The following is a 24,821-nucleotide window of genomic DNA, read 5'->3' as shown; positions in this document are numbered from 1 at the left end:
GTTTTTCTTACTACAACAGGGGGTTATATGGGCTTTATTATCTGGTTGGTGATTGGCGGCGTTCTGGGCTGGCTGGCAAGCATTGTGATGCGCACCGACGCGCAGCAAGGCATGTTCCTCAACGTGGTGGTTGGTATCATTGGCGCCGTGCTGGGCGGCCTGATCCTGGCGCCGATGTTCGGCAGCGGCACCATCAATGACGGCGACTACGGCGTGGTGTCGCTGGGCGTATCGTTCCTCGGCGCGATCGTGTTGCTGGCGATTGTCAACCTGCTGTTCCGCGGCCGCGCGCGTTAAGCCATCTTGGACGACTTGCCCGGCTATGTGCGCGTGCGCGGGGCGCGCGAGCACAATCTGAAAAACGTCGACGTCGATATTCCGCGCAATGCGCTGGTGGTCTTCACCGGCGTATCCGGTTCCGGGAAGTCGTCACTGGCGTTCGGCACGCTGTATGCCGAGGCGCAGCGGCGCTACCTGGAATCGGTATCGCCGTATGCGCGGCGGCTGTTCCATCAGATGCCGGTGCCGGAAGTTGACGCCATCGACGGCTTGCCGCCGGCGGTGGCGCTGCAACAACAGCGCGGCACGCCGACCACGCGGTCGTCGGTCGGCAGCGTCAGCACGCTGTCGAATTCGCTGCGCATGCTGTATTCGCGCGCCGGCGACTATCCTGTCGGGCAGGAGTTGTTGTACGCTGAATCGTTCTCGCCGAATACGCCGCAGGGCGCATGTCCGCAATGCCATGGCCTCGGACGTGTGTATGAGGCCACCGAAAAATCCATGGTGCCGGATGACAGCCTGACCATCCGCGAGCGCGCGGTGGCTGCCTGGCCCACCGCCTGGCACGGCCAGAACCTGCGCGATATCCTGGTGACGCTGGGCTACGATGTCGATGTACCGTGGCGCGACCTGCCGAAAAAGACCCGCGACTGGATCTTGTTCACCGACGAGCAGCCGGCCGTGCCGGTGTACGCCGGCCTGACGCCGGCCGAGACGCGCCGCGCGCTCAAGCGCAAGGAGACGCCCAGCTATCAGGGCACCTTCACCGGTGCGCGCAAATACGTGCTGCAAACCTTTGCCGGCACCGAAAGTGCGTTGATGAAGAAGCGCGTCGCGCAGTATCTGGTCAGCATGGCCTGTCCAACCTGCGAGGGCAAGCGGCTGCGCAAGGAAGCGTTGTCGATCAGGTTTGCCGGGCATGACATCACTGAAATCTCGCGCCTGTCGCTGCGCCAGCTGGCGCAGTTGCTGCAACCGTATGCGGCGGCACCGCCGTCTGGCCGCAAGCCGGCCAGGCCGCACCCGGAAAAGGCGATTGTCACGCAGCGCATTGCCGCTGATCTGCTGGCGCGGCTGGAGGTGATGCTGGACCTCGGCCTCGGCTATCTGAATCTGGAGCGCGGCACGCCCAGCCTGTCGCCGGGCGAGTTGCAACGGCTGCGGCTGGCCACGCAGGTGCGCTCCAGCCTGTTCGGCGTGGTGTACGTGCTGGACGAGCCATCGGCAGGCCTGCATCCGGCCGACACCGAAGCGCTGCTGCGCGCGCTGGACCGGCTGAAGGCGTCCGGCAATTCGCTGTTCGTGGTGGAGCATGCGCTGGAGGTGATACGGCATGCCGACTGGATCGTCGATGTTGGCCCGAAAGCCGGCCAGCATGGCGGCCAGGTGCTGTACAGTGGCAAACCGCAAGGGCTAAAGGCGGTGAAGGATTCGCGCACTGCGCATTACCTGTTCGGCGCGGCGCAACGGACCGAGCGTCCGCTGCGGCAGCCGTCCGGCTGGCTGAAGCTGCGTGGCGTGGTGCGCAACAATCTGCAAGGACTGGACGCGGATTTCCCGCTGGGTGTGCTGGCCAGCGTCAGCGGCGTGTCCGGCTCGGGCAAGTCCAGCCTGGTCAGCCAGGCGCTGATCCAGCTGGTGCAGGCGCAACTGGGCCAGACAGCGGTGGCCGAGCCGGCCGAGACCAGCGAAGATTTGCTGGAGGCGGCCGAGGATGCCGAGCTGCAAGGCCAGATCGCCGGTGGCATGGAGCAGGTGCGGCGGCTGGTGCAGGTCGACCAGAAGCCGATCGGTCGCACGCCGCGTTCCAACCTGGCCACCTACACCGGCCTGTTCGACCATGTGCGCAAGCTGTTTGCCGCCACCCGCGCGGCCAAGGCCAGGCATTACGACGCCGGACGCTTTTCGTTCAACGTTGCAAAGGGGCGCTGCCCGCATTGTTCCGGCGAAGGCTTTGTCATGGTCGAGCTGCTGTTCCTGCCGAGCGTGTACACGCCGTGCCCGGAATGCGACGGCGCGCGCTACAACCCGCAAACGCTGGCGGTGCGCTACCGCGAGCACAACATCGCCGACGTGCTGGCGATGACGGTGGACACCGCCTGGGAGTTCTTTGAGGACGTGCCGCCGCTGCGCCATGCACTGGAGGTGCTGCGCGCGGTCGGCCTCGGCTATTTGCGGCTGGGCCAGCCGGCCACCGAGCTGTCCGGCGGCGAGGCGCAGCGCATCAAGCTAGCGACCGAACTGCAACGCGCCAGCCGGGGCGATACGCTGTACGTGCTGGACGAGCCCACCACCGGCCTGCATCCATCCGACATTGACCTGCTGCTGAAGCAGCTGCATAGCCTGGTCGACGCGGGCAACAGCGTCATCGTGGTCGAGCACAATGTGCAGGTGCTGGCGGATAGCGATTGGCTGATCGATGTCGGTCCTGGCGCCGGCGAGGAGGGCGGCCGCATCGTCGCCAGCGGGCCGCCGGCGAAGGTGGCGCAACACAAGAGCAGCCGCACTGCGCCCTACCTGAAGGCGGTGATTTAGCGACGATGACTGTAGCGTCGCTATCGATCCAGCGATGTTTTTTTTCCCAGTTCGCAGGAACCGCAAGAACTTGCACTGCGGCGCTCCGGACGGCTGCGTCACTCAATCCACCAAAACAATTCTGTTCGTCGAGCCACGATTCTGGTCGAATGCTCCAGTTGCGCTGCCATCTTCCAGCGCTAAGGTTATCTGGCTACGCCAGGCTTCAGACCATGGAGCAAGCTAGCGGTGCACAACGGTGACAATTCGTGAACCTTTGGTACGCGACTGAGTTCGGCCAGCAGCGGCCTTGTGAACGCGCGGATACTTTTCTTCACTTCGTGATGTATGTTAAAAAAATCAATAATTGCTGGAGCAATCGCAATTTCCGTAAGTGTCATCGCCCTTTCACTCTGGATGAATAAAAGCTCCATGGGGGTTTTGGTCATGAATCTGTTTGGGGTGACGTAAGGAGCCAAGATCTAGCCCGCCTGAGCGGCTGCTTTAACGGAACGTGCCAACGGCAGCAAGCGGCCAAAACCGGTCGCTCAGGTAATCAACCATTAAGACACCACAACGATAATGCACCGCTCACCTGATGCCGGAGTTGTTTTGCGTCTTACATCTACCAGGTAGCAACCGAGATAAAGTAATCACTAACAAGCAGTTCACTGCGGATGTTGCATAAGTTCAATAGTGTGGCCGTCAGGTCCTCGGGTGTAGACCATGATTGTTCCGCTAGGCGCGGTTTGCGGTTCGCCGGTTGCCGTCCATCCATAAGGGGCCATGCGATTTAGCATTGCGCGCAGGTCGGTCACGGCAAACGTCAAATGAGCCGAACCGACATCACAGGGACGTTGCTTTAAAATCAAGCGGTCTTCTGGTGCATCGTACTCAAGCAGCTCAATTTTGTATCCATCGGGGCCTTGTAGGAGAGCATTTCTTAAATAAGCCCCCGGCACACCGACAACTTGTTCCATCGCGTGTCCACCGCCAAGCTCTTTGCGGTAAATGAGTTGAAAGCCGAGAACTTCAGTCCAGAAATCAAGTACGCCATCTATCGATGCGACTGTCAGCCCAGTATGCTCGGTGCGTAATACGGTAGAGGTTTGGTAGTTCATGAATGCATCCTGTCATTACAGTCAGGGCCGCGAATATATGCGATCGCTGAAATCCGGCCGGGACTGCCTTCGTTACTTTAACAGATGGCCGTTCTGGGGCGACAACGGCGTGTCGGCGCAGACCATGATTTTTTGCAATGGCAACATGCTATGCTGACGGGGCCGGCCGAGAACGGCCAGAAGCGGACTAGCTCTTGCTCGACCCGCTATCGCCTGGCGGGCGGCACAGGTGATGCCTGAGTCAGATGGAAATTACAATGCAGGAGTTTCATGAAGCGCATATCGAACGGACTGGAAGAAATTTCGCACGATCAAACAGGAACCTTATTCCGCGTTTTCCAATTGTATTACTACGAAAATTCGGACTGGATGGCGGAAGAAATCGGTGATGACGGCTTGTTCGATGCATGTGCAGTCTCGATTGCTGACTATGTGACGTCTTCATCGAAAGGTGCATATTGGATCAGGAAGGACGGCGCCTTGGCGGGTTTCGTTGTCACGGAAGCCGTAAGCTTGCCGGACGGTAGGGAAGTAGATGAATTAGCAGACCTGTTCATCATGAAGCGCTATCGGCGCCAAGGTGTCGCGCTTGCAGCGGTTCGTGAACTGGCCAGGAAGTTCGAAGGGCCGTGGCTTGTCGCAGTCTTTCGAAATGATACCCGTGCGGCTGCCTTCTGGCATAAGGCATTTCAAGAACTCGATCTCGCAAGCGTACGCCCTTATACCGACCCTGAGCTTGAACAGTTCAGGCTCTACGCTGTGAATGACCGGCAGCTTGCACAAGACACGTGAGTGGTCCGCATTGGGGCGGTTGCCGCCGAAACGGAAGCCTACGGGGGGAAAGTAAAAAAGCCGGAATAGCAGTTCCGGCTTTTTGTTTGCTGCGTTTAGCGATTACGACGATTTGATCAGACCAGAAATGTAGGTCAGTGAAGCGGTAATTTTCGGGCCGAGAATAGCCAGGCCGGCGGTGATCGCTGCGGCGATTGCTGCTGCCATCAGGGCATATTCGATTGCGGTGATGCCGTCTTCGTCGCGGATAAAGTGTTTGATTGCGTTCATGATTGTTCTCCTAAGTTTGATCGATTTGAATGAATGACGTCTGAATTATGACGATTTGATCAGACCGGAGATGTAGGTCAGCGATGCGGTGATTTTCGGGCCAAGGATGGCCAGACCGGCGGTGATCGCTGCGGCGATGGCGGCTGCCATCAGGGCGTATTCGATGGCGGTGATGCCGTCTTCGTTGCGGATGAAGTTGGTGATTGCGTTCATGATGAGCCTCGTAAAAGTTGGTTGAGTAAGTGGGCTATTACGTCAACTAAAACGGGGTTCAGGTTTTAGGTTTGCTGCCGATGAAAGTCATTCTACGCACCTTGCCGCCGCCACACATCCGACAAACGCCACGATCTACAATGACAATTGTCACTGCTTACCGTCCGCCCTGAAAGACGTATGGTGAGGCGAGGAGAGCCGGAACAGCAGTTCAGGCTTTCTTGTTTGCTGCGGTCAGCGGCTGGAGTAGTAGGCGGCCAGTTCGGCGATTTCGGCGTCGGTCAGCTGGCGCGCGACGTTGCGCATTTGCTGGTTGAGGTCGTTGCGGCGACTGCCGTTTCGGAAGGCGTGCAGTTGGTCGCGGATGTAGGCGTCCGGCTCGCTGTCCAGAATCGGCGTGGCGGATTGCTGCGCGTAGCCGCCGTGACAGCTGGCGCAGGCGCCGATGTTGCGCATCGGCGAACCGTTGCTGACCAGCTGCGGCGTCGCCCGCTTGCTGGCCGACGGTTCGCGCTCATGCGGCAGGTAAGCGTAATACGCCGCCAGGTCGCGCATGTCGCGGTCGCTCAGCATGGCCACCATCGGCTGCATGATGGCGCTGATGCGGTGGCCGGACTGATAATCGCGCAGCTGCTTGTAGATGGCGCTTTCGATCTGGCCAGCCAGGTTCGGCGAATTGGCCTCGCTGACGCCACGGATGCCGTGGCACATGGTGCAGCGCATGGCCAGCGTGGCGCCACGACCGATCGACTCGGCATTCGCCGGCCGCATCATGGTGGCGCTGACGATGACGTTGCTGGGGCGTGCGGCCGCATCGTCGCCCAGCGCGCTGGCGCGCGTGCCGCTGGAAATGCCGGCCGCACTGCAAATGGCCTCCCACAGCGACAGCGCTGCCGCGCGGTTATTGGCAAACGGCACCCAGATGAAGCCGACCGCCGCCGACACCAGCGCCATCACCAGCAGGATGATGACGCTGTAGCGCGTCCAGCGATTTTTCAGGGAAAGGACGGATGGTTCTTGCATGGCATCACCTGATCGGAACAGCCGGCACGGCCGTATTCGGAGTATTGATGAGCTGCGCGATCGGGAAGCCGTAGTTGATCAGGCTCAGGCCGATCATCAATGCCAGCCACAGCGCGAAGCCGTTCAGCGCGGCTGGAATGCGACCGGTCGCATGCACCGGCGCGCTGAAACGGAACTGCGGCAGCTCGATGTGCGCGCTGCGGTGGCCCTTCAGCAGTATCCACAGGAACAGCACGCCCGAGGCCAGCAGCATCAGCCCGCCGGTGAAGGTGATGATGACCGAGATCGCCATCGGCGCCAGGTCAGCGGCGGTGTAGTCGTAATAGGCCATGCGGCGCGGCATGCCGAGAATGCCAACCCAGTGCCACGGCAGCGTCAACACCATCATGCCGACGAACCACAGCCACAGTTGCACGCGCATCAGCTTCCAGCAATCGAGCGCGCGGCCGGTAAGGTGCGGCCACAGGTCGTAGGCGACGGCAAAATACATGATGACGATGGCGCCGCCAAAGATCAGGTGGAAGTGACCGGTGATCCATTGCGTGTTGTGGATGGCGAAGTCCAGCTGGTAGCTCATGTTGATTAGCCCACCGGCGCCGCCGAAACCGAGCATGATGAAGGACAGCGCCAATGCCAGCATCAGCGGGTTCTTCCATGGCAGCTTGCCTATCCACGCAAACTTGCCTGTGCCGCCGCGCAGCCGGCCGGCAATTTCGACCGAGGCGCAGATGGTGAAAATGGTCAGCAGCGTCGGCACGGAGACCATGCCGGTGAATACCGCGTGCAGGAACTTGACGCCGGTGCCGACTTGCGGGTCCTGGAACAGGTGGTGGATGCCGATCGGCATCGAGAACACCAGGAACAGGATGAAGGAAATGCGCGCCATGGCGTCGCTGTACAGCCGCCCGCCAATCGCGCGTGGCACCAGCGTGTAGAAGGCGATATACGCCGGCATCAGCCAGAAGTAGACGATGGCGTGCAAGGTCCACGAGAAGAACACACGCGCCAGGCCGGCGTCGATGGTGCTCTTGAAACCCAGCGCCACCGGCAGGATCAGGAACAGGATTTCCACCGCCGCGCCCACCGAGGTCCACGCCCACAGGTAGGCGCCGGCGTTATTGGCGAACATCGCCAGCGGCACCGTCTCGCCCGGATGGTTGCGGCGCCAGATGCGCAGGTTGACCGCCATCAGCGCCACCCAGATCCACGATCCGACCACCACCAGCACCACGCCGATGTAATAGAAAGCGTTGGCGATCAGCGGCGGGTAAAAGGTGTACAGCACCGAAGCCTTGCCCAGCGCCACCGGCACCATGGCCACCACAGTGCCAACCACCACCAGGCCGAAGCCCAGCCAGGCCCACTTCAGGCCGACCAGCGCCTGCTTCAGCGCCAGTTCGACGATGGCGTAGCCGAAACCCATCGCCACCAGCGTCGGGAACACATAGCCCATGGCCGAGCCGTGCGCGGTGACCGAGCGGTAGTACAGTTCAGGATTGCCCAGCCAGGAGGACAGCGGGCTGCGGATATACATCTGCCATTCGCCGAGGATCAGCGCCAGGAAGAAGGTAATGAACGCCAGCCAGAAGTGGGCCAGCACGAGACGCCGGTTAGGAACGTTCAGCACAGCTCAGCCTCCTTTTCTGTTGCGCCAGGCGGGCATAGGTTTCCTTGTCGACCACCTTGACATGCGCCCACATGGCGGCGTGGCCGACGCCGCAGAATTCGTGGCAGGGCATGGTGTGCTCGCCGGTTTCCTTGAAGCGGGCGTGGAAGGTCGATACATAGCCGGGGATCAGGTTGACGTTGATGTTGGTATTGGTCACGCTGAAACCGTGCACCACGTCGGCGCTGGTGGCGCGGATGACGATCGGCGTATTTTCCGGCACCAGCACGCATTGCGGCGTGAACGAATACTGGTTGCCGACCAGCCGCACTGTGACGCTGCCATCGGCCTCGGTGGCGCTGCCGAGGTTGGCCTCGACAAACTCGCCGGCCAGGTGCAGCGTGCCCGGATTGATCGTCTCCATGCGCTGCGGCGGCATGGTGATCCAGTGCAGGCTCATGTAAGCCATCATGAACAGCAGCGTGGCGACCACGATGCCAACCACCCACACCCAGCGGGTTTCCGCCTGCTCGGCAACGTGGGCGGCCTGATGTGGATCGCTCATCTAGGCACCTCCGCGCGCGACGAATACCAGGAAATAAAAGGCAAACCAGATCAGCATCACGATTGCCACCGCCACGCCGGCCAGCGCAAACGCGCCGCCCGGTCCCTGCGCCACGATGGCGTCCACGCGCTGCTGGTTGGCCGCCTCGGTTTCCACTGGCGTATCGGGTTCCACGATCATTGCTGTCCTCCTATTCAAGCAGCGCGCTGCGCAGCTGGTTGACTTGTTGCGGCGTGACCGGCGTGGCGCCGTTGCCCCAGGCGTTGCGGATGTAGGTCGCCACTGCCGCCACCTGCGCATCGTTCAGGTCCTGCGCGAACGGCGGCATGCCGTACGGCGTTGGATTCTTGCGCGTGCCTGGCGGGTAGCCGCCATTGAGGATCATGCGCACCGGATTCACCGACGAACTCATCAAGATCGACTGGTTGGCGGCCAGCGGCGGGAAATGCGGCGGCATGCCGCGTCCATCGACCGCGTGGCAGCTTGCGCACTGGGCCTCGTAGATGCGCTGGCCCTCAGCGAACTGCTGCTGGACATCGTTGGTCAGTGGCGCTGGCGGCGGGGCAGGTGGATCGTCGCCCGGCAGGCTCTTCAGGTAGACCGCCATCGCCTTGACGTCGGCATCGCTCAGGTATTGCAGGCTGTTGAAAGTGACTTCGGCCATCGGGCCATAGACCGTGCCGCGATGCGAGACGCCCGTTTGCAGCAGATCCATGATGTCCTGCAATTCCCAGTTGCCGAGACCGGCCTCGCGGTTGGAGGTCAGCGACGGCGCGTACCAGTTCTGCATCGGAATCAGGCCGCCCTGGAAGGCCTTGGCCTCGGCCGAACCGCCCAGCGCGTTGATCGGCGAGTGGCACATGGCGCAATGGCCCAGGCCCTGCACCAGATAGGCGCCACGGTTCCATTCGACCGACTGCTGTGGATCAGCCTTGTATTCGCCTTCCTGGAAGTACAGCGTGCGCCAGCCGATCAGCAGGCTGCGGTTGTTGTATGGGAAGCGCAGCTCGTGCTCGCGGTTGACCTTGTGCACCGCCGGCACCGACATCAGGTAGGCAAAGATGGCGTCCGAATCCTCGCGCGTGACCTTGGTGTAGGAAGCGAACGGCATGGCAGGGTAGAGCAGCTTGCCGTCCGGCGAGCGGCCGGTGTGCAGCATGTCGTAGAACTGTGCCGGCGTCCATTTGCCGATGCCGGTTTCCTTGTCCGGCGTGATATTGGGTGCGTACAGGTTGCCGAACGGCGTAGGCATGGCGCGGTTGCCGGAGAAGATCGCTTGTCCGGGCACGGTGTGGCAGGCGATGCAATCACCCGCTTGCGCCAGGTATTTGCCGCGCTCGATCTGCGCGCTGTTGATGGTGGTGTCGGGCGCAGACGAGCCACGGTTCATCAGCCACCAGGCGGCGCCAGCCAGCAGCACCAGGATCAGGACGATGGAGAGCAGGACGCGCTTCATGGCTTGGCTCCCGCCGCCGCGTGCGGATTCTGGCTGCCGCAGCCCATCGGCAATTGGGTGTTGTCGGCTGGCGCTGGCTTGTCATTGGCTGGCACCGGCAGCGTGGCCAGGTAGGACGAGACTGCCGCCACTTCAGGTTCCGACAGTGTTGAGGCGATCAGCTGCATGCAGTCCGGCGACAGCGCGGTGCGGGTGCCGTAGCGCCAGGCGCCCAGCTGTGCGCTGACATAATCGGTGCGCAGGCCGAGCAGGCCCGGAATGCCGGGCTCGCGGCCGGTCAGCGTGGCGCCGTGACAGGTGGTGCAGGCGGGAATCTTCTTGTCGGGCAGGCCCTTGGTGACGATCTGCTGGCCTTGCGCGATGGTGGCCGGTGGCGCCGATGGCGCGGCGACAGCGATCGGATCGGGACTCTGGGCGGCGAAGTAGTCGGCCATCTGCTTCAGGTACGCGGGCGGCAGGTAGGCCAACAGGTAATTCATCGGCGCATAGCGGCGGCGGCCTTCCTGGAAGGCGATCAGCTGGTTGTACAGGTAGCCGGATGGCTTGCCGGCCAGGCGCGGGAAATAGACGTTGGCGACGCCACGGCCCTTGTCGCCATGACAGCCGACGCACGCCAAAGTACGCGCCTCCATCGTATCGGGCGCGCGCTGCGGGGCAGGGATGCTGGCTTCCTGCTGCGCATAGGCGTGGCAGGCAAAGGTACTCAGAACCAATAAAGCTGATAAACCGCGGGATGGGACCATGCCGTCTCCTCTGGGTGCTACACACGATGGACCGCTAATCAATGTATATCTTATAACCCTTGGTCCGCCATGTAGTGCGTGCTCTGCCACAATGGGGAGGTGGCGTTGTGAAAAAGGAACGCTTTGTCCAAGACATCTACTCTCTTGATATCGTGACAATGCGATAGTTTTAAGGTGGCTTCAGGCAATTAAATGTTGTTTTAGTGTTGTCATCCCGAGCATCTTCATCCTGACCCGTCCCACCGAATTCGCGGACGCGTGGGAGCATTCAGTCCCCGGTGTGCGTAACAAGCCAGTTGTTACCTATCGATACTTATTGCAGCCAAAGCCAGCCGGTATCTTCTCTCCATCGGATTCGCTGATTGAGACCGGCCTAGCAAGTGTCAATGTCATCTCCGATATCCCTGTTTAACCGAGCGCACTTAACGCGATTACTTTAGGAGTTTCAAATGGCAATTATTCTGAACAACACTACCAAGTACGATGCACAGTTTACCGTTCTGAAAGGCGACCAGGTCGTCGTTTCGCTGCCCGCCGTAGAGCCGCAAGGCAGCGTCAGCATTCCGACCGAGAACGAATATATGGTAACGGCCCAGGCCACGATCGATGGCAACACCTACACCTCGGCGCCACTCAAGGTGGACGGTGCTGCGCGCTTTCAGGCGCGCGTCATCCAGCACCGCAGCCAGCAAACCTACATCTTCGATCTGGTGAAGTCGGCTAGCACCAAGCCGAATAAGCTGCAATTTGAGAAGACCTGCCTGCCGACGGTAATCTTCACCATCGTCAAGGATGGCAAGCCGCTGCAGGCCATCTCGGTGAGCGACTCCTTCCTGGCACAGGAACTGACGCTGAGCGATACCTACACCATCAGCGCCGTTGTCAAAGGCATCACGACTGACGTCACTACCACCAATAACCCGAATGCCAAGGTGACCGCCATCGATGCAACTGCTTCGGCAGACGAGGGCTACTTCTCCCTGTTGCTGGGTCAGTCGTAAGCTTTGCGGCTGGCTTGTCGAACGGCGAGCCAGCCATGGTGTTTTAAGGAGTGACGATGATACCTCCCGGACGAACGCGAAAACTCCTGCTCAGCAATATGACCTCCGCCCCGGCGCGGGCGTGCCTGCGGTGCGGACAGCACATCATGACAGATCTGTGGATTGCCGCGCGTGGAACTGTGCAGTTGCCCGATCCGCGCCAGGCAGGCATCTCGGCTACCGTTGCTTACACCGATCCGGCCACGCTGGTCGACTACACCGCTTCGCTGCAGGAGGACGGTATTGGTGGGCGGCTGGAGGTCGCGCAGATGCTCATGGCCGGTGTGCCTTGTCTGCAACTGTCCCATCAGGGCAGTGGGATAGGCAATGTGTTGGAGTTGAGTAATCGGACCGGTGGCGATGTGGCTTTCAGCCTGATGCTGATCCGCACGCCGTTCGTCGTCGATTGTGTCGTGCCGGCTGGCGAAACCGCTGCGGTCCAGTGGGACCATCTGGTACTGGCGGTTACGGTCGACGGCTTGACGCCGGCGCCACTGCAGGTGCGCAACTGGGACACGACATTCGTAATTGAACTGGCGTCGATGCAAGGCAGGTTCTTGCCTACGCTAAAGCAAGTCTGATGTGCTTGACTCTCAACGAAAGGAAGCAAAATGACGAAGGTTTTAACTTTACAGAACGAGTCATCGAGCGTTGTCACGTTCTATGTTACCGGGAGCGATGGCAAGACGCGGATGCTGGCGCTGGAAGCGGGAGAATCGGTTGATTCGCCGCTGAAATGGAACGGTCCCGGCAGCGCCGGTTTGGTCAGCGGCATGATCAATGGCTCGGAGATCAATCAGGTACTGCCCTCCGTGCTGATCGAAAACGCCGACACGACCTTACGGGTACTCGATGGTGTGGTGTGGGAACGGGATACGGACCCAGCGACACGGCTCGGTACCACGCAGTTGCCTGATGGCGAACCAGGCGTGTTTGCGATACAGAAGCAGCAGATGTCGAAATGGTGCTGGGCGGCAGTGACCAGCAGTGTGGTAGATTTTTACGGCTCGGCAAAGAAAACCCAAGGGGAGCTGGCCAACTCCGAACTCAAATTGACGAGCTGCGATGTGAAGGCGCCCCCATCAGAGTGCAACAAGCCTTTCGCGACCGCGACCGCGCTGCGCCATGTCGGTCATTTGAATGCTACGACGCCGGATGGGCTGACGCTAAGCAAGGTGGAGACCGAAATCGCGGCACAACATCCGATCGCGATGAGCCTGAACTGGCCAAATAAAACCATTGGGCACGCGATCGTGATCAGCGGCTACGCCGGCGCCGGTGATACGGCAACCATCACGGTACAGGATCCGGCCACTGCCAGCACCAGCATTGTCAGCTTCAAAGGTTTCCCCGGCAACAGCTATCCAGACGCCATCTGGAAACGTTCATATACCACCAAGTAAAGGATCGCACCATGTCTAACATTGTATTCCACCAGGAGCCCCGCAACGGGCAAAAAATTGTCATGGCTGCGCTGGCACAGTTGCATCTCCAAGACGCTTCGGCGCGCAGCCTGCTGCAGACGTCGACTGCTTCCCAACTGTCGGCGGTGTCGCCGGTGCCAGTCTTTGTGCTGAACGTCGATGCCGCCGGCCGGCTCAACAAGGACGATATCCGCCCTGCCGGGGTGCGCTATCAAGTGCTGATTAAAACAAGGGCGGTTGCGCAGGCTTATGTTGAGACCGTCCATCGATTTGACGGCGATGTCGCGGTGGAGCATCAGATGTTGCAGGCCGGACCGTTTGTCGACGGGTTTACCAATGCGATTGAAACAGCCGAGGCCGAACTGAATGGCGATTACTCACCCGTGCTGCTGATGGTGCCGGAAATTCATTTTCAGGCGCTGGGATTTTTACCGCAGCCGAGCGACGCTGGCGTGAGCGATCCCCGTTTTCTGCCGGTGACGCCAATTCCTTCTGGCGTGGAGAGCAAATTCTATCCACTGGATGACTTGCTCGATGCATTGATGCCGATTGTCCGGGAAGCGATCGATTCCGGTAACGACTATTAACATCAATTGGCGGCGCCGGCACGCCGGCGCCGCCGCTCGGGAGCTTGACCATGCAAGAGGAAACGGTGCTGCTGGAGACGGTCGACCCGGCCATCTGCGGCAACTTTGATATCGTCGCACGGGGCAACGTCACGGTCTATGTTGAATGGCGGTTTGCGGAGCTGGGCGCCAGCGTCAGCGTGGATATCCGCGATGACAAAGGAAACAGCGAATCCACCTTCACACTGAGGTTGGGGAAGCACCGCATCGTGCAACTTGGCGTGATCGATGTCACGCTGAGCGCGGATGCCGGCGATGAACATGCTGTTCCCGGCATCTATTTGCGCTGCTGCCTGCCTTTGTCCAGCGCGGAGTTCTTCGACGCCGTGATCGGTGGCTGGTATAGCGATGATCCTGGCCCGCCACCGTTCCCTCCACCACCGCCTTTTTATCCCCCACGCGATGAGACTGCTGCGCAGGCCTACCGGATCGATGCATTGCCTGCGGCCGCCGACCTGTTTCCGTTCATCTGGCTACATGCGCCGGATCCTCATCTGCAGCAGGAAATGGTGGTGTCGTTCGCTTCCTGCAGCGGGTTTGCGGATTTCGCTTTGTACAAGAACCTGCAGCGTTGCGTTGGCGCCGATGCCGCCGCGCAGAAGCGCCAGGTGGCCACTGCCTTTTTGAAAGGCGCAGACAGTGTCAAGCTGGATAACTTGGCTGAGAAGCTGTCGCTGACCCAAGCTTTTTCGCTGTTGCGCGTTGAGCTGGAAGCACTGCCTCCGCAACCATCCATCGATGTGCTGGAACAGGTGGTGGAAGCTCAGCTACAGATGACGGTCAATGCCTTCCTCGACGCCAGCGATTGGAGAAATATACAAAATCCCTGCCTATGGCAAACCCTGTATGCGTTGGCGCTGAGTGGCGACGCAAGCGATGCCGCCTTGAGCGCGGCACTGTATCCGCTGGCCCAGACTGCCTATTGGCTGGGCTTGCTGGCTGATGGAACGCTGGCCGCGACGACGCCGGCGCTGCGTCTGCGGCCATTGAGCGCAACGCTATCGATGCCGGATCTCGTCGCAGCCAGGATGCTGACGCTGCCGACCTTCGTGCAGCCGGCACCGCTTGCGCCTGCGGGCCGGTGGGAGCTGCTGGGCATGGGCACGCTGAAAATGGCGCGCCAGCGCTTGCAGGCCTACGTGCCGGGCGAACTGGCGGAAGTGGTCAATGTGATGCCGCGTGAACGCCAGGAGGTACAGGAACGGCAGGTCGTGCAGGATGTGCTGCATGAGCGCCAACTGGGCGAGCAGACCGGGTTGAGCGAAGAGCAGCAACATACTGCCGCCGCCAGCGAGCTGGGTGACGCGATGCAGGCGGTGATGGCGGCCGACGGTTTGTTGCGCGACATGAATAATGTGCATCCGTCCTATGCCAATCTGGACCTGACCCTGTCTGGAAGCGCTGCTGGCGGCGATGCGCGCAGCGGCTGGGGCGCACGTCAGGCGGCGCAGCTGGCGCAGCGCGTGACCGAGCAAGCGGCGACGCGGCTGGGCCAGCGGGTGGGCTGGCAGCGCAAGCGGATCTGGCAGCAGTTGCAGGAACGCCGCCAAAGCAATCTGATCGATAACGCCGGCAATGGCCGCCTGGTTGGCGTTTACCGCTGGATTGACCGCCTGCTGCAGGTACACATGGAAAACCTGGGGCAAAGGCTGGTGCTGTCTTTTCTGTTTGAACAACCCGCCCAGGATTGGCTGGCACAAGTCAAGGCCGAGCATGGCATCAGCGCCGCGCCGCCGGTAGCGCCACTGACTTTTGGTGCGACAGATGGCAAGGGCTACCAGCAGATTACAGAAATAAATTATCAGGACTTTGGCGCCTTTTACGGCCTGGACGAGCTGGAGGCGCCGCCGCCGGCAACGCTGCGGCTATGCGCCAGCTTCGACCGCGCCAGCGCCGCCAGCGGTGCTGCATTAAACGTCCCCGACGGTTACCTTGGTGTGTCAGGAGAGGTGACGGCGGCACTGTCCGACAGTCGTTACAACCTGGCTGGCGTGGTAGCGGGCGTGAGTGTGACGGTGGCTGCCAGCACGCTGCCGCTGGCGTTGAGCGTGACGGTTCCGCAAGCGAGCGCGCCGGCTGCGGACGTTGCCGCGCTGCCGGGGCAGGATAGCGCGAGCGGCGCCGCAGCAGTCAGCGTCAGCGTGCCGGCGCCTTCGCAATCGGCGTTCGGCAAGACCGATATCAGTTCTGCCGTGCAGGGACGCGCTGGTGCGATTCCGCTGACCCTGATTTCGTCGGCGCCGGCCTTTGTCGTGAATATCGAGGTGCTGTGCCAGCGCGACCCTGCGGCCGGGGGCAGCGGCGCACGTGCAATGAAGGCATGGCAGATCCGCATCTACCAGCGCTTGCAGCAGGCCGATCAGGCATCGCAGCGCGCTTACGCCGATGCGGTGGCCGCCGCAGTGGCCGCCGCCAGCGCCGGGCGCGGCGGCGACGTCCAGCGCGACGCCTTGCGCCAGCGCTGCCTGGCCTTGCTGGCACCCGCAGCGCCGCAGGAATGGCGCGTGCTGTCGCCAGCGCTGGACTGGCAGGCAATGGCCTGGCAGTATGAAGAATGGCCGGTCGCCGCACCACCGGCATGGCCCGAGCCGGCGCCAGCCGCAGCCACCGAGCCCGGCGCTGACCGTCTGTTCCGGCAATTCCTGCGGGCGCCGGCTGCGCGGGTGTTGCTGACGGTGCTTCCGGGGAGCGAAATCCCACTGCTGTATGCATTGCAGTTTGGCCGCTCCTGGCCTGGCGGGATACAGGCGACGCCTGTGACCGATAGCTGCCGGCAACTGGTCGAGCAGTTGCGCCGGTCGCAGGTCTTGACCAGCCAGACGCCGCCCTGGAGCGTGCGCTTGCCGACCTCCATGCTCTACCTGCAGGAAAGCGACCATTTGCCCAGCTTTATCGGGCCGCCGCCGGCCGGACTGGCGCCTTCGCTGGGGATGGCGCCATGATTTCTGGCGCGGTGCCGGTCGGCACTATCCTGCCTTTTGCTGGACCGCTGGCCTTGCACGATGCGCCGACGCAGCGCATCGAGCGCTTGCGCTGGCAACTGTTCAGGGATGGCTGGCGCTTGTGCGACGGCGCTTCACTGCTGCGCGGCGATTACCCGGAATTGTCCGACCTGCTGGGTAGCGCCTATGGCGGCGATGCCAGTCATTTCAATCTGCCCGACCTGCAAGGATGTTTCATGCGGGGCGTGAGTGGCAATCTGGCCGCTGACAATGCGGAACGCAAGGCGGTCAAGGAAGGCGGCAATGTGGGCAACCGGGTTGGCTCCCACCAGGCCGACGCCTTCCAATCACATGAACATGACTACACTGAGCCGGTGCTGCTGCCGGATGCCATGGTGGTGCTGGCGACGGAGGGGAGCCCGCTGTATACGGCCAAGCCGATGCAGTCGACCACCAATTACGTGCCGGCTGACACGGTGCGGACTGCCGATGAAACCAGGCCGGTCAACCTCAATCTCAACTTCATCATTCGTTGCCGTTAAGGATGAAGTAGCTTTGCAGCGCGGTGCCGATCTCCGCAGCGAGCGACGCTTGCAGCGCGATCGACATGGCTTGCTGGTGGTCGAATTGCGCTGACCACAGCAAGTTGCCGCTTGCCGTATCGCGCAACCGGACCGAAACGCGTAGATGACCGGCGTCCGCCCGCACGCTGCCCTCCAGCGCTTGCCGTGCCTGAGGCAATCCCGGCGCAGCGCCAAAACGACGGAACAAATGGTCAATCAGCTCTTCATTCAGTCCCTGTACGAACACGCTTGCCGGCGCGTCTTGCGCCAGGCAGCGTAATGGCGCCAGCGCCAGTGGCCGGGGCGTGGGCAAGCCGGCGTTGTGCAGCAAAGGTACATAGCTCCCCTTAGGAATGACCAGTGCATGCGGCGCATGGCGACCGGAACCGAGGTAATAGGCGGCCAGCTTGTCGCGCAGACGGCCCATCTGTACCCGAACCACCGGGTCTTCTCCGGTATGGAAAGAACTTGCGGTGCGTTCAAACACTTCAATGCCGATCGTATATTCGTTCAGATCGCGCAAGGCGCCGTCCATGCGTTTTTCAACCAGGAAGGCCAGCAGGCGGCGCAGGCGCGGCGCCTTGGCAAATTCCGGGCTGGCCAGCAACTGCTGCAGCGTGACGGCGAGACCGTTTGAGGCGGCGGCCGGGATGCTGGCGGCAACAGTCCAGGCGGGATGGCGGCTGCTGGAGACAATAAGCTTGTCGATGATGAACTCCTTCTGCTTGGAATAAGTATCCTGGGTTGCGCTGTCTGCGCAGGCGCGCGCAGTCTCGCGCGCACTCTCTACTTATCAAAATCCGTGCCTGAAAGAACACCCACTGTTAGCCCCGCAAACGCTGGCCGCTGGTGCTGCTGCGGCCGGTGTTGACAGCGTATTGACAGCTATTGACATGTCAACACTGCGGTATAATCGCGCTCACCGCGCCCCAACAATTGTGTGCTGCATGAACGACGAATACACGCTGACCTCACCGCTGGCCGTGCACGCAGCGCGTGCCGGCCCCTTGCTGGGACTGACAATACTGTGGCATCCCGAACTAGACCGTATCGGTCAGCAGCACATCGGTCCGCCCGAGGCTGGCAAGGTCGAGTTAAGCCGTTACCTGCCAATGTTTGGCGACGCCGGCCTGGCTGGTCTGCCGCTGGGACATCGCAGCGTTTCGCGTGCGCCGCTGACGATCGCCCGGGATGGCGCCGGCAATGTCAGCATCAGCATGGCGTCAGGCAGGATGGCGGTCACCGCCAATGGCCAGCTGCTGTTGGCGGCGGCCGTCTTTACGCCGGAACAGGTGACGCGAGGGCTGGTACTGGGCTTGGGCGGCGCGATACTGGTGTGCGTACACTGGATGCACGGCTTGCCGCGCCAGAATGCGCTGCCGGGGCTGCTGGGTGTCAGCAGCGCCGCGATCCGTCTGCGCGATCAGGTCAGGCAAGCGGCGGCAGTCAGCCTGCCGGTATTGCTGTTGGGTGAGACCGGCACCGGCAAGGACCTGGCGGCGCGCGCCATCCACGCCGGCGGCAGCCGCGCAGGCGCTCCCTATGTGGCGGTGAACATGGCGGCGCTGAACGAATCGTTGGCCGTTGCCGACCTGTTTGGCGCGGCCAAGGGCGCCTACACCGGCGCCCAACAGGCGCGTGTCGGTTTGTTCGGCGAGGCCGATGGCGGCACCTTGTTTCTCGATGAAATAGGCGACACCCCACAGGTCATCCAGCCGATGCTGCTGCGGGTGCTGGAGAACGGCGAATACCGGCCGCTGGGCGCCAGTCGCGTGCTGCACGCCAATGTGCGCCTGATTGCCGCCACAGATCAGGACCTGAGCGCGCGGCAGTTCAGTCCTGCCTTGCTGCACCGTATGGAAGGTTTTCTGATACGGCTGCCGCCGCTGCGTGAGCGACGCGAGGATATCGGCCTGCTGCTGCGCCATGTGCTGGCAGAGCAAGGGGATGCCGCTGTGCTGGCGCGGCGGCTGCCGGCGGCATTCATCGAAATCCTGTGTCGCCAGGATTGGCCCGGCAATGTGCGGCAATTGGCGCAGGTGCTGCGCCGCGCATTGATGGCGGCGCATTCCGGCGAAGCGCTGCTGCTGGAAACATTTATTCAGATGCCAGCGCCAACACCGCCAGCCCCTGTGCCGAGTGCCATTGCCGCGCGTTCAACCCGCATCAGGCTGGAGGAGCTGGCGCCGCAGGAGGTGGCGCGGGTGCTGCGCGTACATGGCTGGCAGATCCAGCCGGCCGCGCGCGAGCTGGGTATTTCGCGGCCGTCGTTGTACAAGTTGCTGGCAATGTATCCGCAGCTGCGGCGCAACGCGGAGTCGCCGACTTAGGCGCCGCCGTGCGGCAGGTCCGGTTCGGTGCCGTCGCCGACCTGGCATTCGGGATCAAAGCTGAACACCCTGGTTTCGGTCACATGGCCAAGCTCGCGCATAATGCGAACCGTCAGTACGAACGAGAGCTCCCAGCGCCCTGGCGCATGGTTGACGTCCAGCTGGTGCTTCCAGCTGTGGGTGACGCGGCGGTGCTTCTGATCCGCGCCGACATAGTTCTGCGCCGTGCAGCGAAAATCAAGTGACAGCGGGTAGCAGGCGCCCAGCGCCTGCACAAAGGGCGAGGGCGCGGCGTACAGCGGCGCTACCTGTCTACCGATCTGTACCAGCGCCGGTTTGGTGATGATGCAGCAGTCGACAATCTGGAAAGTGTAAAAATTGCCCTTGCGTCCATAGCCGTTGACTGCGACGTTCAACACATCGCCCATGGTGAACGCGATACAGCCGGAGTCGGCGCCGGTGACTGGCTGCACATCCGGCGTCAGCGTCCAGTCGAGCTGGCTGCTTATCTGGTCGACGTCGAAGGAGAGTGAGAGCAGTAGCGGCGGGCGTGATACGGCGTCGACATCGCTGGCTTGCTGTGGAGTGGACATCAGGTTCATGGCGGCTTTCCTGTGGGTTGGTGAAGGGTTGGGATGGCGCGGCGCAGCGCAACCAGGTCGGGTTCGGAGTCGATCAGGTTGGCGGGATAACCGAGTTGGCGCGCGCGGGCCAGATGCTGGGTCGCCAGCAAGCGCCGTCCGGTCAGTTCGGCGGTCAGCGCAGCGCGGAATTGCACTTCCGGCGAGGCCGGCGCGGCGTCGCTGGCACGCTGGCTCCATTCCAGCGCGGCGGTGGGCTGGCCCAGCCGTGCCTGATAGAGCGCGTAGCGTGACATGCGGTTGATGTTGTCGGGTGATCGCTGCAGCAAGGCGCCCAGCAAATCGCTGGCGCGCTGATAGGCGTGCTGCGCATCTTGTTGCCGTCCCGGCAGCCAGCGCAGTGCATCGGCCAAATTGGCCCAGACGAGGTAATTGTTGGGACTGCCCTTGGCTGAAGAGGCGGCTTGCTCAAAGGCGTCGGCGGCGCCGGCGTAAGCGCCGCGTGCATACAAAATCGTACCGAGGTTGGAGTACAAATGGCTGTCAGGCTGCAACATCAATCCCTGTTGAACCAACTGCAGGGCTTCGTCGCTGCGGTTCTGGCTGAGCAAGGCCGCGCTCAGGTTGGCATAGGCATAGACCGCGTTGGGCTGTAGCTTCAGGCTGAGCCGGAAGTCGCGCTCGGCTTGGGCATAGTCGCCTTGGCGATAATGCAGCGTGCCCAGCAGATCGGCAAAGCGGCGCTCGCGCGGATGCAGCTGCATGGCGTCTCGCAGCGCGTGTTCGGCATCGGCATAGCGGTGCATGGCGATCAACAATCTGGCATGGCCCAGCAACGCCAGGGCGTTCAACGGGTCGAGCTGCAGGGCCCGCGTACTAGCTTGTTGCGCGCCCGGGTAATGCCCCTGGAATTCCAGCACCGACGCCTGCGCGGCATGTGCCAGCGCCAGTTGATTGTCCAGGCGCAGCGCCTGCTGTGCACTGGCGTCGGCCAATTTCAGCCAGGCTTCGTCCCGGCCATCGCCGGCATACCGGAGGCTATAGGCCAGCGAAAGTCCTGCGGCGGCGGCGGCGTGGCGCGGATTCTTTTTCAGTACGGCGTCGAAGTCAGCTATGGCTTGGTTCAGGCTATTGTCGCGGTCGCCCGTGGCCAGGCTGGCCATGCCGGCGCGCAGCATGTCCGCTTCGCTCATGGCGATCGCGCGCAAGGGCTGCCACGCTGCCGTAGACAGCCAGGCCATGCCAGCTAGCGCCGCCAGCGCCAGTGCGCCGCTGGCGAGCCAGCGCGCATTGCCTGGTGGGAGCTTGGCCGGTGGCATTGGCGGCGGCTGGCCGACGGCAATGGCGCGCAGCTGTTGTGTCACCTGGTCCATGGATTGCAGCCTGTCGGCGGGTTGCTGAGCGGTCATGGCATGTACCAGCGCCGCACACTCGGGGCGGAAAGCGCTGAAGTCCCATAGCCTCGAAGATAATTGCAGATGGGCGGCGGCCAGCGCCAGGCCACGCAAGCCGGCATGCGGGCGATGGCCGGCGATCAGCTCATACAACACAACGCCCAGAGCATAAACGTCACTTGCCGGGCTGGACGATTGCCCCAGCAGGCGTTCCGGCGCCATGTAGGCGATCGTGCCTTGCGCGTTGTCGAGCGGGGCGCTCTCGGTGGCCAGAGGATCGATGCTGCGCGCCAGGCCGAAATCGAGAATGCGTACGCGACAGGACGGCTCCAGCATGACATTTGAAGGTTTCAGGTCGCCATGGATCAGTTGGGCCTGATGTGCCTCGTGCATGGCTTCAGCGATTTGACCGATGATATCGAGCGCCTCGGCCATCGGCAGTGCGCCGCCGACAAGCCGCTGCGTCAGCGTCTCTCCCTCGATCAATTCCATCACGATGACTTGGGCCTGCTGATGCTTTTCGATCGCGAAGATGCGGACAAAGGCAGTGTGCTTCAAAGAGGCGCCTAGCCGTGCTTCTTTGAGCAATGGGTGCGGATCTTGCGGTAGCCCCGGCGCATGCATACGCTTGATCGCAACGTGGCGTTGCAGGACTGAATCCCATGCGGCAAATACCCGGCTATAACCGCCCATGCCAAGCTGACGGCCTATCTGGTAATGATTGTCGCCTATATCCTGTAGGTCGTCGCGAACGGGTAGGGAGAGCATGGTCGGCGTCAAGGCAAGCAGTAACTACACGCTATTTATCGTTGAAACATACAGTAGAAAATAATACAAAGTAGAGATTTTGTCACGATGTTTGTTGAAAATAAGAATCTTTTCTGAAACCAAGCCACCGGTTGGGTCGCGCATAAAAAAATGCCTGCGCGAGGCAGGCATTCGGGCGGGAGCGAAGAGCGCTTACGCGGCTTTTTCAGCCGGGAAGGCGTTGGTGGCTTTCGAGCCCCAGATGGCGTAGAACAGCACGTACAGTTCGCACACGGCGGTCAGCAGGAAGGACAGTTGCAAGCCGACGGTGTCGGCCAGCCAGCCTTGCACCACCACCAGCGCGCCGCCGGCGATCGCCATGATCAGCAGGCCGGCGCCTTCTTCGGTCAGCGGGCCCAGGCCTTTGATGCCCAGCGTGAAGATGGTCGGGAACATCACCGAGTGGAACAGGCCGACCGAGATCAGCGCCCACATGGCGACGCTGCCGGTGCCCAGCGCGGCGATCATCATCACGATGAAGGCGCCGATCGAGCAGAAGGCCAGCACGCGCTCGGCAGTGGTTTTGTTCATTGCCCAGGCGCCGACGAAACGGCCGATCAGCATGCCGCCCCACAGCAGGAACAGGTAGTGTGCGCCTTGCTCGTGGCTCAGGCCGCCGATTTCCGGCTGCGCGGTGAAGTTGATGAACAGGTTGGCCACGCCGATTTCGGCGATCAGGTAGATGAAGATGGCGGGAATGCCGAACACCAGGTTGCGGTGCTTCCACAGCGACAGCTTTTCACGCTCGGCGTCGGACACGCGGCTGGTGGCGCCATGGTGCATCGATGGCATCTTGAAGCGGGCGATCACCAGCGCCAGGATCACCAGCACGCAGGCGACGATCAGGTAGGGCAGTTGCACGGCTTGGGCGTCGGCCAGTTTTTCGGCCTGGGTCAGCACGCGGCCGGCTTCGGCGGTGCCGGAGTTGGAGCGGCCCAGGATCAGGTAGGCGCCGAACAGCGGCGCCAGCGTCGCGCCCAGCGAGTTGAACGCCTGTACCAGGTTCAGGCGCGAGGAAGCGGTTTCCGGCGAGCCCAGCACCGCGACATACGGGTTGGCCGACACTTGCAGCAGCGTGATGCCGCAGGCGATGATGAACAGCGCCACCAGCGTCACGCCGTAGGACGGCATGCGCGCGGCAGGTATCATCAGCAGGGCGCCGGCAGCCATCATGATCAGGCCGAACACCATCGATTTCTGGTAGCCGATGCGCTCGATCAGGCGCGCCGATGGAATCGAGGCGAAGAAATAGGCGATGAACCAGACCGATTCGATCAGCGTGGTTTGCGTGTAGTTCAGGTCGAACACGCTGCGCAGGTGCGGCAGCAGCGTGTTGTTGATGACGGTGATGAAGCCCCAGGTGAAGAACAGGCTGGTCAGCAGCGACAGGACGGCGCGGTTGCTGGAGCCATTGGCATGCGGCTGCGCGGAGCTGGAAGCGGTGGAAATTGGTGCGGGCATGAGTGTCTCTGGAAGTTTTCTTAACCTTCTATGCTATAGCAGTGCCCGTATGTTCTCCAATGCCAAAAAAATCATTATCAATAACTTTTGGGTATAGCTGGCAACAAGCTAGTGACCTGCGGCAATTTTGTTGCCAGAATGAAATCAACAAAGGTGCGCACTCGCAGTGACAGGTGCCTTGCATGCGGGTACAGCAGGATAAACGGCCGCGAGGCGCCGCCATGTTGCGGCAGCAATTCGACCAGTGCGCCGCTGGCCAGATCCTGTTCCACGATGAAGCGATAGGTCTGCACCAGACCCGCGCCGGAGCGCGCCAGCGTGACGATGCCCAGCACGTCTTCCGAGCAACACAATCCGCCTTCAGTCACCACATCGATTTGCTTGCCATCGCGTATGAACGGCCAGGGGATGCGCTTGCCGGTGCTGGGCAGGTCAAACTGGATGCATTCGTGCTGGCTGAGGTCGTCCAGCGAGGTGGGCGTGCCGGCGCGCCGCAGATAGTCTGGAGAGGCGACCAGCACCAGTTCGGCGTCTTCCAGCTTGCGGGCGATCAGGTTGGAGTCGGCTGGCGCGCGGCCGCGGATGGCCAGGTCGTAGCCTTCGTCGGCAAAGTCGATGTTGCGGTTGCTGACGTGGATGTCGATGCTGACGTCGGGATATTTGCGGCGGAACTCGCCCAGCAGCGGCAGCAGCCGGTAGTGGGCGTAGGGCGTCGGCGCGCTGATGCGCAGCGGGCCGGAGGGCTGGACCTGGGCGCCGGTGATCTGCCGTTCGGCTTCGGTCAGCTGGGACAGCGCCTGGCGGCATTGCTCAAAGTAGACGCGGCCGCCGTCGGTCAGGCGGATCTGGCGGGTGGTGCGGACGAACAGCCGCACGCCCAGCCTTTCCTCCAGCCGCGATACCGAACGGCTGACCGCTGCCGGTGTGACCCCGGCAGCTGTGGCGGCAGCGGTAAAGCTGGATAGTTCCGCCGCCAGGCAGAACAACTCGATGCTGCCGAGCAGGACGTCGTCAAATTGACGCTTCATATCGGTTCATTCATTACGTGATGTATCAATTGTCTTGTTTTTT

At 61.9% G+C, this 24,821-nt stretch carries 25 protein-coding genes; 10 read left to right on the top strand and 15 right to left on the bottom strand.

Translation table 11 applies throughout. The features are described 5' to 3' along the window. Nucleotides 1-27: 27 nt before the first annotated feature. Nucleotides 28-297, top strand: coding sequence for a GlsB/YeaQ/YmgE family stress response membrane protein (locus BLS51_RS03890; RefSeq protein ID WP_090177927.1), 270 nt, complete (start codon nt 28-30; stop codon nt 295-297). Between the two features lie 6 nt (nt 298-303). Then, nucleotides 304-2,814, top strand: coding sequence for an excinuclease ABC subunit UvrA (locus BLS51_RS03885; RefSeq protein ID WP_229207393.1), 2,511 nt, complete (start codon nt 304-306; stop codon nt 2,812-2,814). Nucleotides 2,815-2,999: 185 nt separating this feature from the next. Here the strand turns inward: BLS51_RS03885 and BLS51_RS29185 are convergent, their stop codons facing one another. Beyond that, nucleotides 3,000-3,242, bottom strand: a complete 243-nt coding sequence (locus tag BLS51_RS29185) for a hypothetical protein (protein ID WP_139168642.1) — start codon at nt 3,240-3,242, stop codon at nt 3,000-3,002. Nucleotides 3,243-3,461: 219 nt separating this feature from the next. Then, on the bottom strand, nt 3,462-3,914 hold the full coding sequence (locus tag BLS51_RS03880) for a VOC family protein (RefSeq protein ID WP_090177934.1): 453 nt from the start codon (nt 3,912-3,914) through the stop codon (nt 3,462-3,464). A gap of 270 nt (nt 3,915-4,184) precedes the next feature. Here BLS51_RS03880 and BLS51_RS03875 point away from each other — a divergent pair, with 270 nt between their 5' ends. Beyond that, complete coding sequence (locus BLS51_RS03875; protein ID WP_090177937.1) at nt 4,185-4,706, top strand: GNAT family N-acetyltransferase; 522 nt, start codon at nt 4,185-4,187, stop codon at nt 4,704-4,706. 102 nt (nt 4,707-4,808) lie between these two features. Here BLS51_RS03875 and BLS51_RS03870 read toward each other — a convergent pair whose 3' ends face one another. The 8 genes from BLS51_RS03870 to BLS51_RS03835 form a co-directional block, all read right to left on the bottom strand. Beyond that, nucleotides 4,809-4,976 carry a Flp family type IVb pilin gene (locus tag BLS51_RS03870; protein WP_090177941.1) on the bottom strand — a complete coding sequence of 56 codons (168 nt, stop codon included), beginning with the start codon at nt 4,974-4,976 and terminating at the stop codon, nt 4,809-4,811. A gap of 45 nt (nt 4,977-5,021) precedes the next feature. After that, the gene (locus tag BLS51_RS03865; RefSeq protein ID WP_154360730.1) at nt 5,022-5,189 is read right to left on the bottom strand and encodes a Flp family type IVb pilin; all 168 of its coding nucleotides are present in this window, start codon (nt 5,187-5,189) and stop codon (nt 5,022-5,024) included. Between the two features lie 234 nt (nt 5,190-5,423). Further along, nucleotides 5,424-6,212: a c-type cytochrome gene (locus tag BLS51_RS03860; protein WP_090177951.1), complete on the bottom strand. Its 789-nt coding sequence runs from the start codon at nt 6,210-6,212 to the stop codon at nt 5,424-5,426. Between the two features lie 4 nt (nt 6,213-6,216). Beyond that, nucleotides 6,217-7,839 (bottom strand): cbb3-type cytochrome c oxidase subunit I, encoded by a 1,623-nt coding sequence (locus BLS51_RS03855; protein ID WP_090177954.1) that lies wholly within the window; start codon nt 7,837-7,839, stop codon nt 6,217-6,219. Continuing rightward, nucleotides 7,823-8,383 carry a cupredoxin domain-containing protein gene (locus tag BLS51_RS03850; protein WP_090177959.1) on the bottom strand — a complete coding sequence of 187 codons (561 nt, stop codon included), beginning with the start codon at nt 8,381-8,383 and terminating at the stop codon, nt 7,823-7,825. The genes BLS51_RS03855 and BLS51_RS03850 overlap by 17 nt, the downstream gene beginning before the upstream one ends. Continuing rightward, nucleotides 8,384-8,563, bottom strand: a complete 180-nt coding sequence (locus tag BLS51_RS03845) for a hypothetical protein (protein WP_090177962.1) — start codon at nt 8,561-8,563, stop codon at nt 8,384-8,386. Nucleotides 8,564-8,573: 10 nt separating this feature from the next. Further along, nucleotides 8,574-9,839, bottom strand: coding sequence for a c-type cytochrome (locus tag BLS51_RS03840; RefSeq protein ID WP_090177966.1), 1,266 nt, complete (start codon nt 9,837-9,839; stop codon nt 8,574-8,576). Next, nucleotides 9,836-10,582 carry a c-type cytochrome gene (locus tag BLS51_RS03835; RefSeq protein WP_373994311.1) on the bottom strand — a complete coding sequence of 249 codons (747 nt, stop codon included), beginning with the start codon at nt 10,580-10,582 and terminating at the stop codon, nt 9,836-9,838. Before BLS51_RS03835 ends, BLS51_RS03840 begins: the two co-directional genes overlap by 4 nt. A gap of 449 nt (nt 10,583-11,031) precedes the next feature. Here BLS51_RS03835 and BLS51_RS03830 point away from each other — a divergent pair, with 449 nt between their 5' ends. The 6 genes from BLS51_RS03830 (at nt 11,032) to BLS51_RS03805 (ending at nt 17,156) form a co-directional block, all read left to right on the top strand. After that, entirely contained in the window at nt 11,032-11,583 is a 552-nt protein-coding gene (locus BLS51_RS03830) for a hypothetical protein (RefSeq protein WP_090177970.1), read from the top strand. A gap of 146 nt (nt 11,584-11,729) precedes the next feature. Further along, nucleotides 11,730-12,203 carry a hypothetical protein gene (locus tag BLS51_RS03825; protein ID WP_139168641.1) on the top strand — a complete coding sequence of 158 codons (474 nt, stop codon included), beginning with the start codon at nt 11,730-11,732 and terminating at the stop codon, nt 12,201-12,203. A gap of 30 nt (nt 12,204-12,233) precedes the next feature. Continuing rightward, entirely contained in the window at nt 12,234-13,025 is a 792-nt protein-coding gene (locus tag BLS51_RS03820) for a papain-like cysteine protease family protein (RefSeq protein ID WP_090177981.1), read from the top strand. A gap of 11 nt (nt 13,026-13,036) precedes the next feature. Continuing rightward, complete coding sequence (locus BLS51_RS03815) at nt 13,037-13,633, top strand: hypothetical protein (RefSeq protein ID WP_139168640.1); 597 nt, start codon at nt 13,037-13,039, stop codon at nt 13,631-13,633. A gap of 50 nt (nt 13,634-13,683) precedes the next feature. Next, nucleotides 13,684-16,614, top strand: coding sequence for a hypothetical protein (locus tag BLS51_RS03810; protein ID WP_090177988.1), 2,931 nt, complete (start codon nt 13,684-13,686; stop codon nt 16,612-16,614). Further along, nucleotides 16,611-17,156: a phage tail protein gene (locus BLS51_RS03805; RefSeq protein ID WP_090177992.1), complete on the top strand. Its 546-nt coding sequence runs from the start codon at nt 16,611-16,613 to the stop codon at nt 17,154-17,156. The genes BLS51_RS03810 and BLS51_RS03805 overlap by 4 nt, the downstream gene beginning before the upstream one ends. Here BLS51_RS03805 and BLS51_RS03800 read toward each other — a convergent pair. Further along, on the bottom strand, nt 17,140-17,784 hold the full coding sequence (locus BLS51_RS03800) for a hypothetical protein (protein WP_090177995.1): 645 nt from the start codon (nt 17,782-17,784) through the stop codon (nt 17,140-17,142). The two genes, BLS51_RS03805 and BLS51_RS03800, sit on opposite strands and share 17 nt — an antisense overlap. 340 nt (nt 17,785-18,124) lie before the next feature. Here BLS51_RS03800 and BLS51_RS03795 point away from each other — a divergent pair, with 340 nt between their 5' ends. Then, nucleotides 18,125-19,507, top strand: coding sequence for a sigma 54-interacting transcriptional regulator (locus BLS51_RS03795; RefSeq protein WP_175472509.1), 1,383 nt, complete (start codon nt 18,125-18,127; stop codon nt 19,505-19,507). Here the strand turns inward: BLS51_RS03795 and BLS51_RS03790 are convergent. From BLS51_RS03790 to BLS51_RS03775, 4 genes are all read right to left on the bottom strand, one after another. Then, nucleotides 19,504-20,109: a hypothetical protein gene (locus BLS51_RS03790; protein ID WP_090178003.1), complete on the bottom strand. Its 606-nt coding sequence runs from the start codon at nt 20,107-20,109 to the stop codon at nt 19,504-19,506. The two genes, BLS51_RS03795 and BLS51_RS03790, sit on opposite strands and share 4 nt — an antisense overlap. After that, nucleotides 20,106-22,250 (bottom strand): serine/threonine-protein kinase, encoded by a 2,145-nt coding sequence (locus BLS51_RS03785; RefSeq protein WP_139168639.1) that lies wholly within the window; start codon nt 22,248-22,250, stop codon nt 20,106-20,108. The genes BLS51_RS03790 and BLS51_RS03785 overlap by 4 nt, the downstream gene beginning before the upstream one ends. A 192-nt stretch (nt 22,251-22,442) precedes the next feature. Next, nucleotides 22,443-23,750, bottom strand: coding sequence for a sugar MFS transporter (locus tag BLS51_RS03780; RefSeq protein WP_090178012.1), 1,308 nt, complete (start codon nt 23,748-23,750; stop codon nt 22,443-22,445). 77 nt (nt 23,751-23,827) lie between these two features. Then, nucleotides 23,828-24,778 carry a LysR family transcriptional regulator gene (locus BLS51_RS03775; RefSeq protein WP_090178017.1) on the bottom strand — a complete coding sequence of 317 codons (951 nt, stop codon included), beginning with the start codon at nt 24,776-24,778 and terminating at the stop codon, nt 23,828-23,830. Nucleotides 24,779-24,821 lie beyond the last annotated feature (43 nt).

Origin of the sequence: Duganella sp. OV510 (assembly GCF_900100205.1) — a bacterium.
In the GTDB taxonomy this organism is placed as follows: Bacteria; Pseudomonadota; Gammaproteobacteria; order Burkholderiales; family Burkholderiaceae_D; genus Rugamonas.
This window is presented reverse-complemented; position numbering and strand designations above follow the sequence as displayed.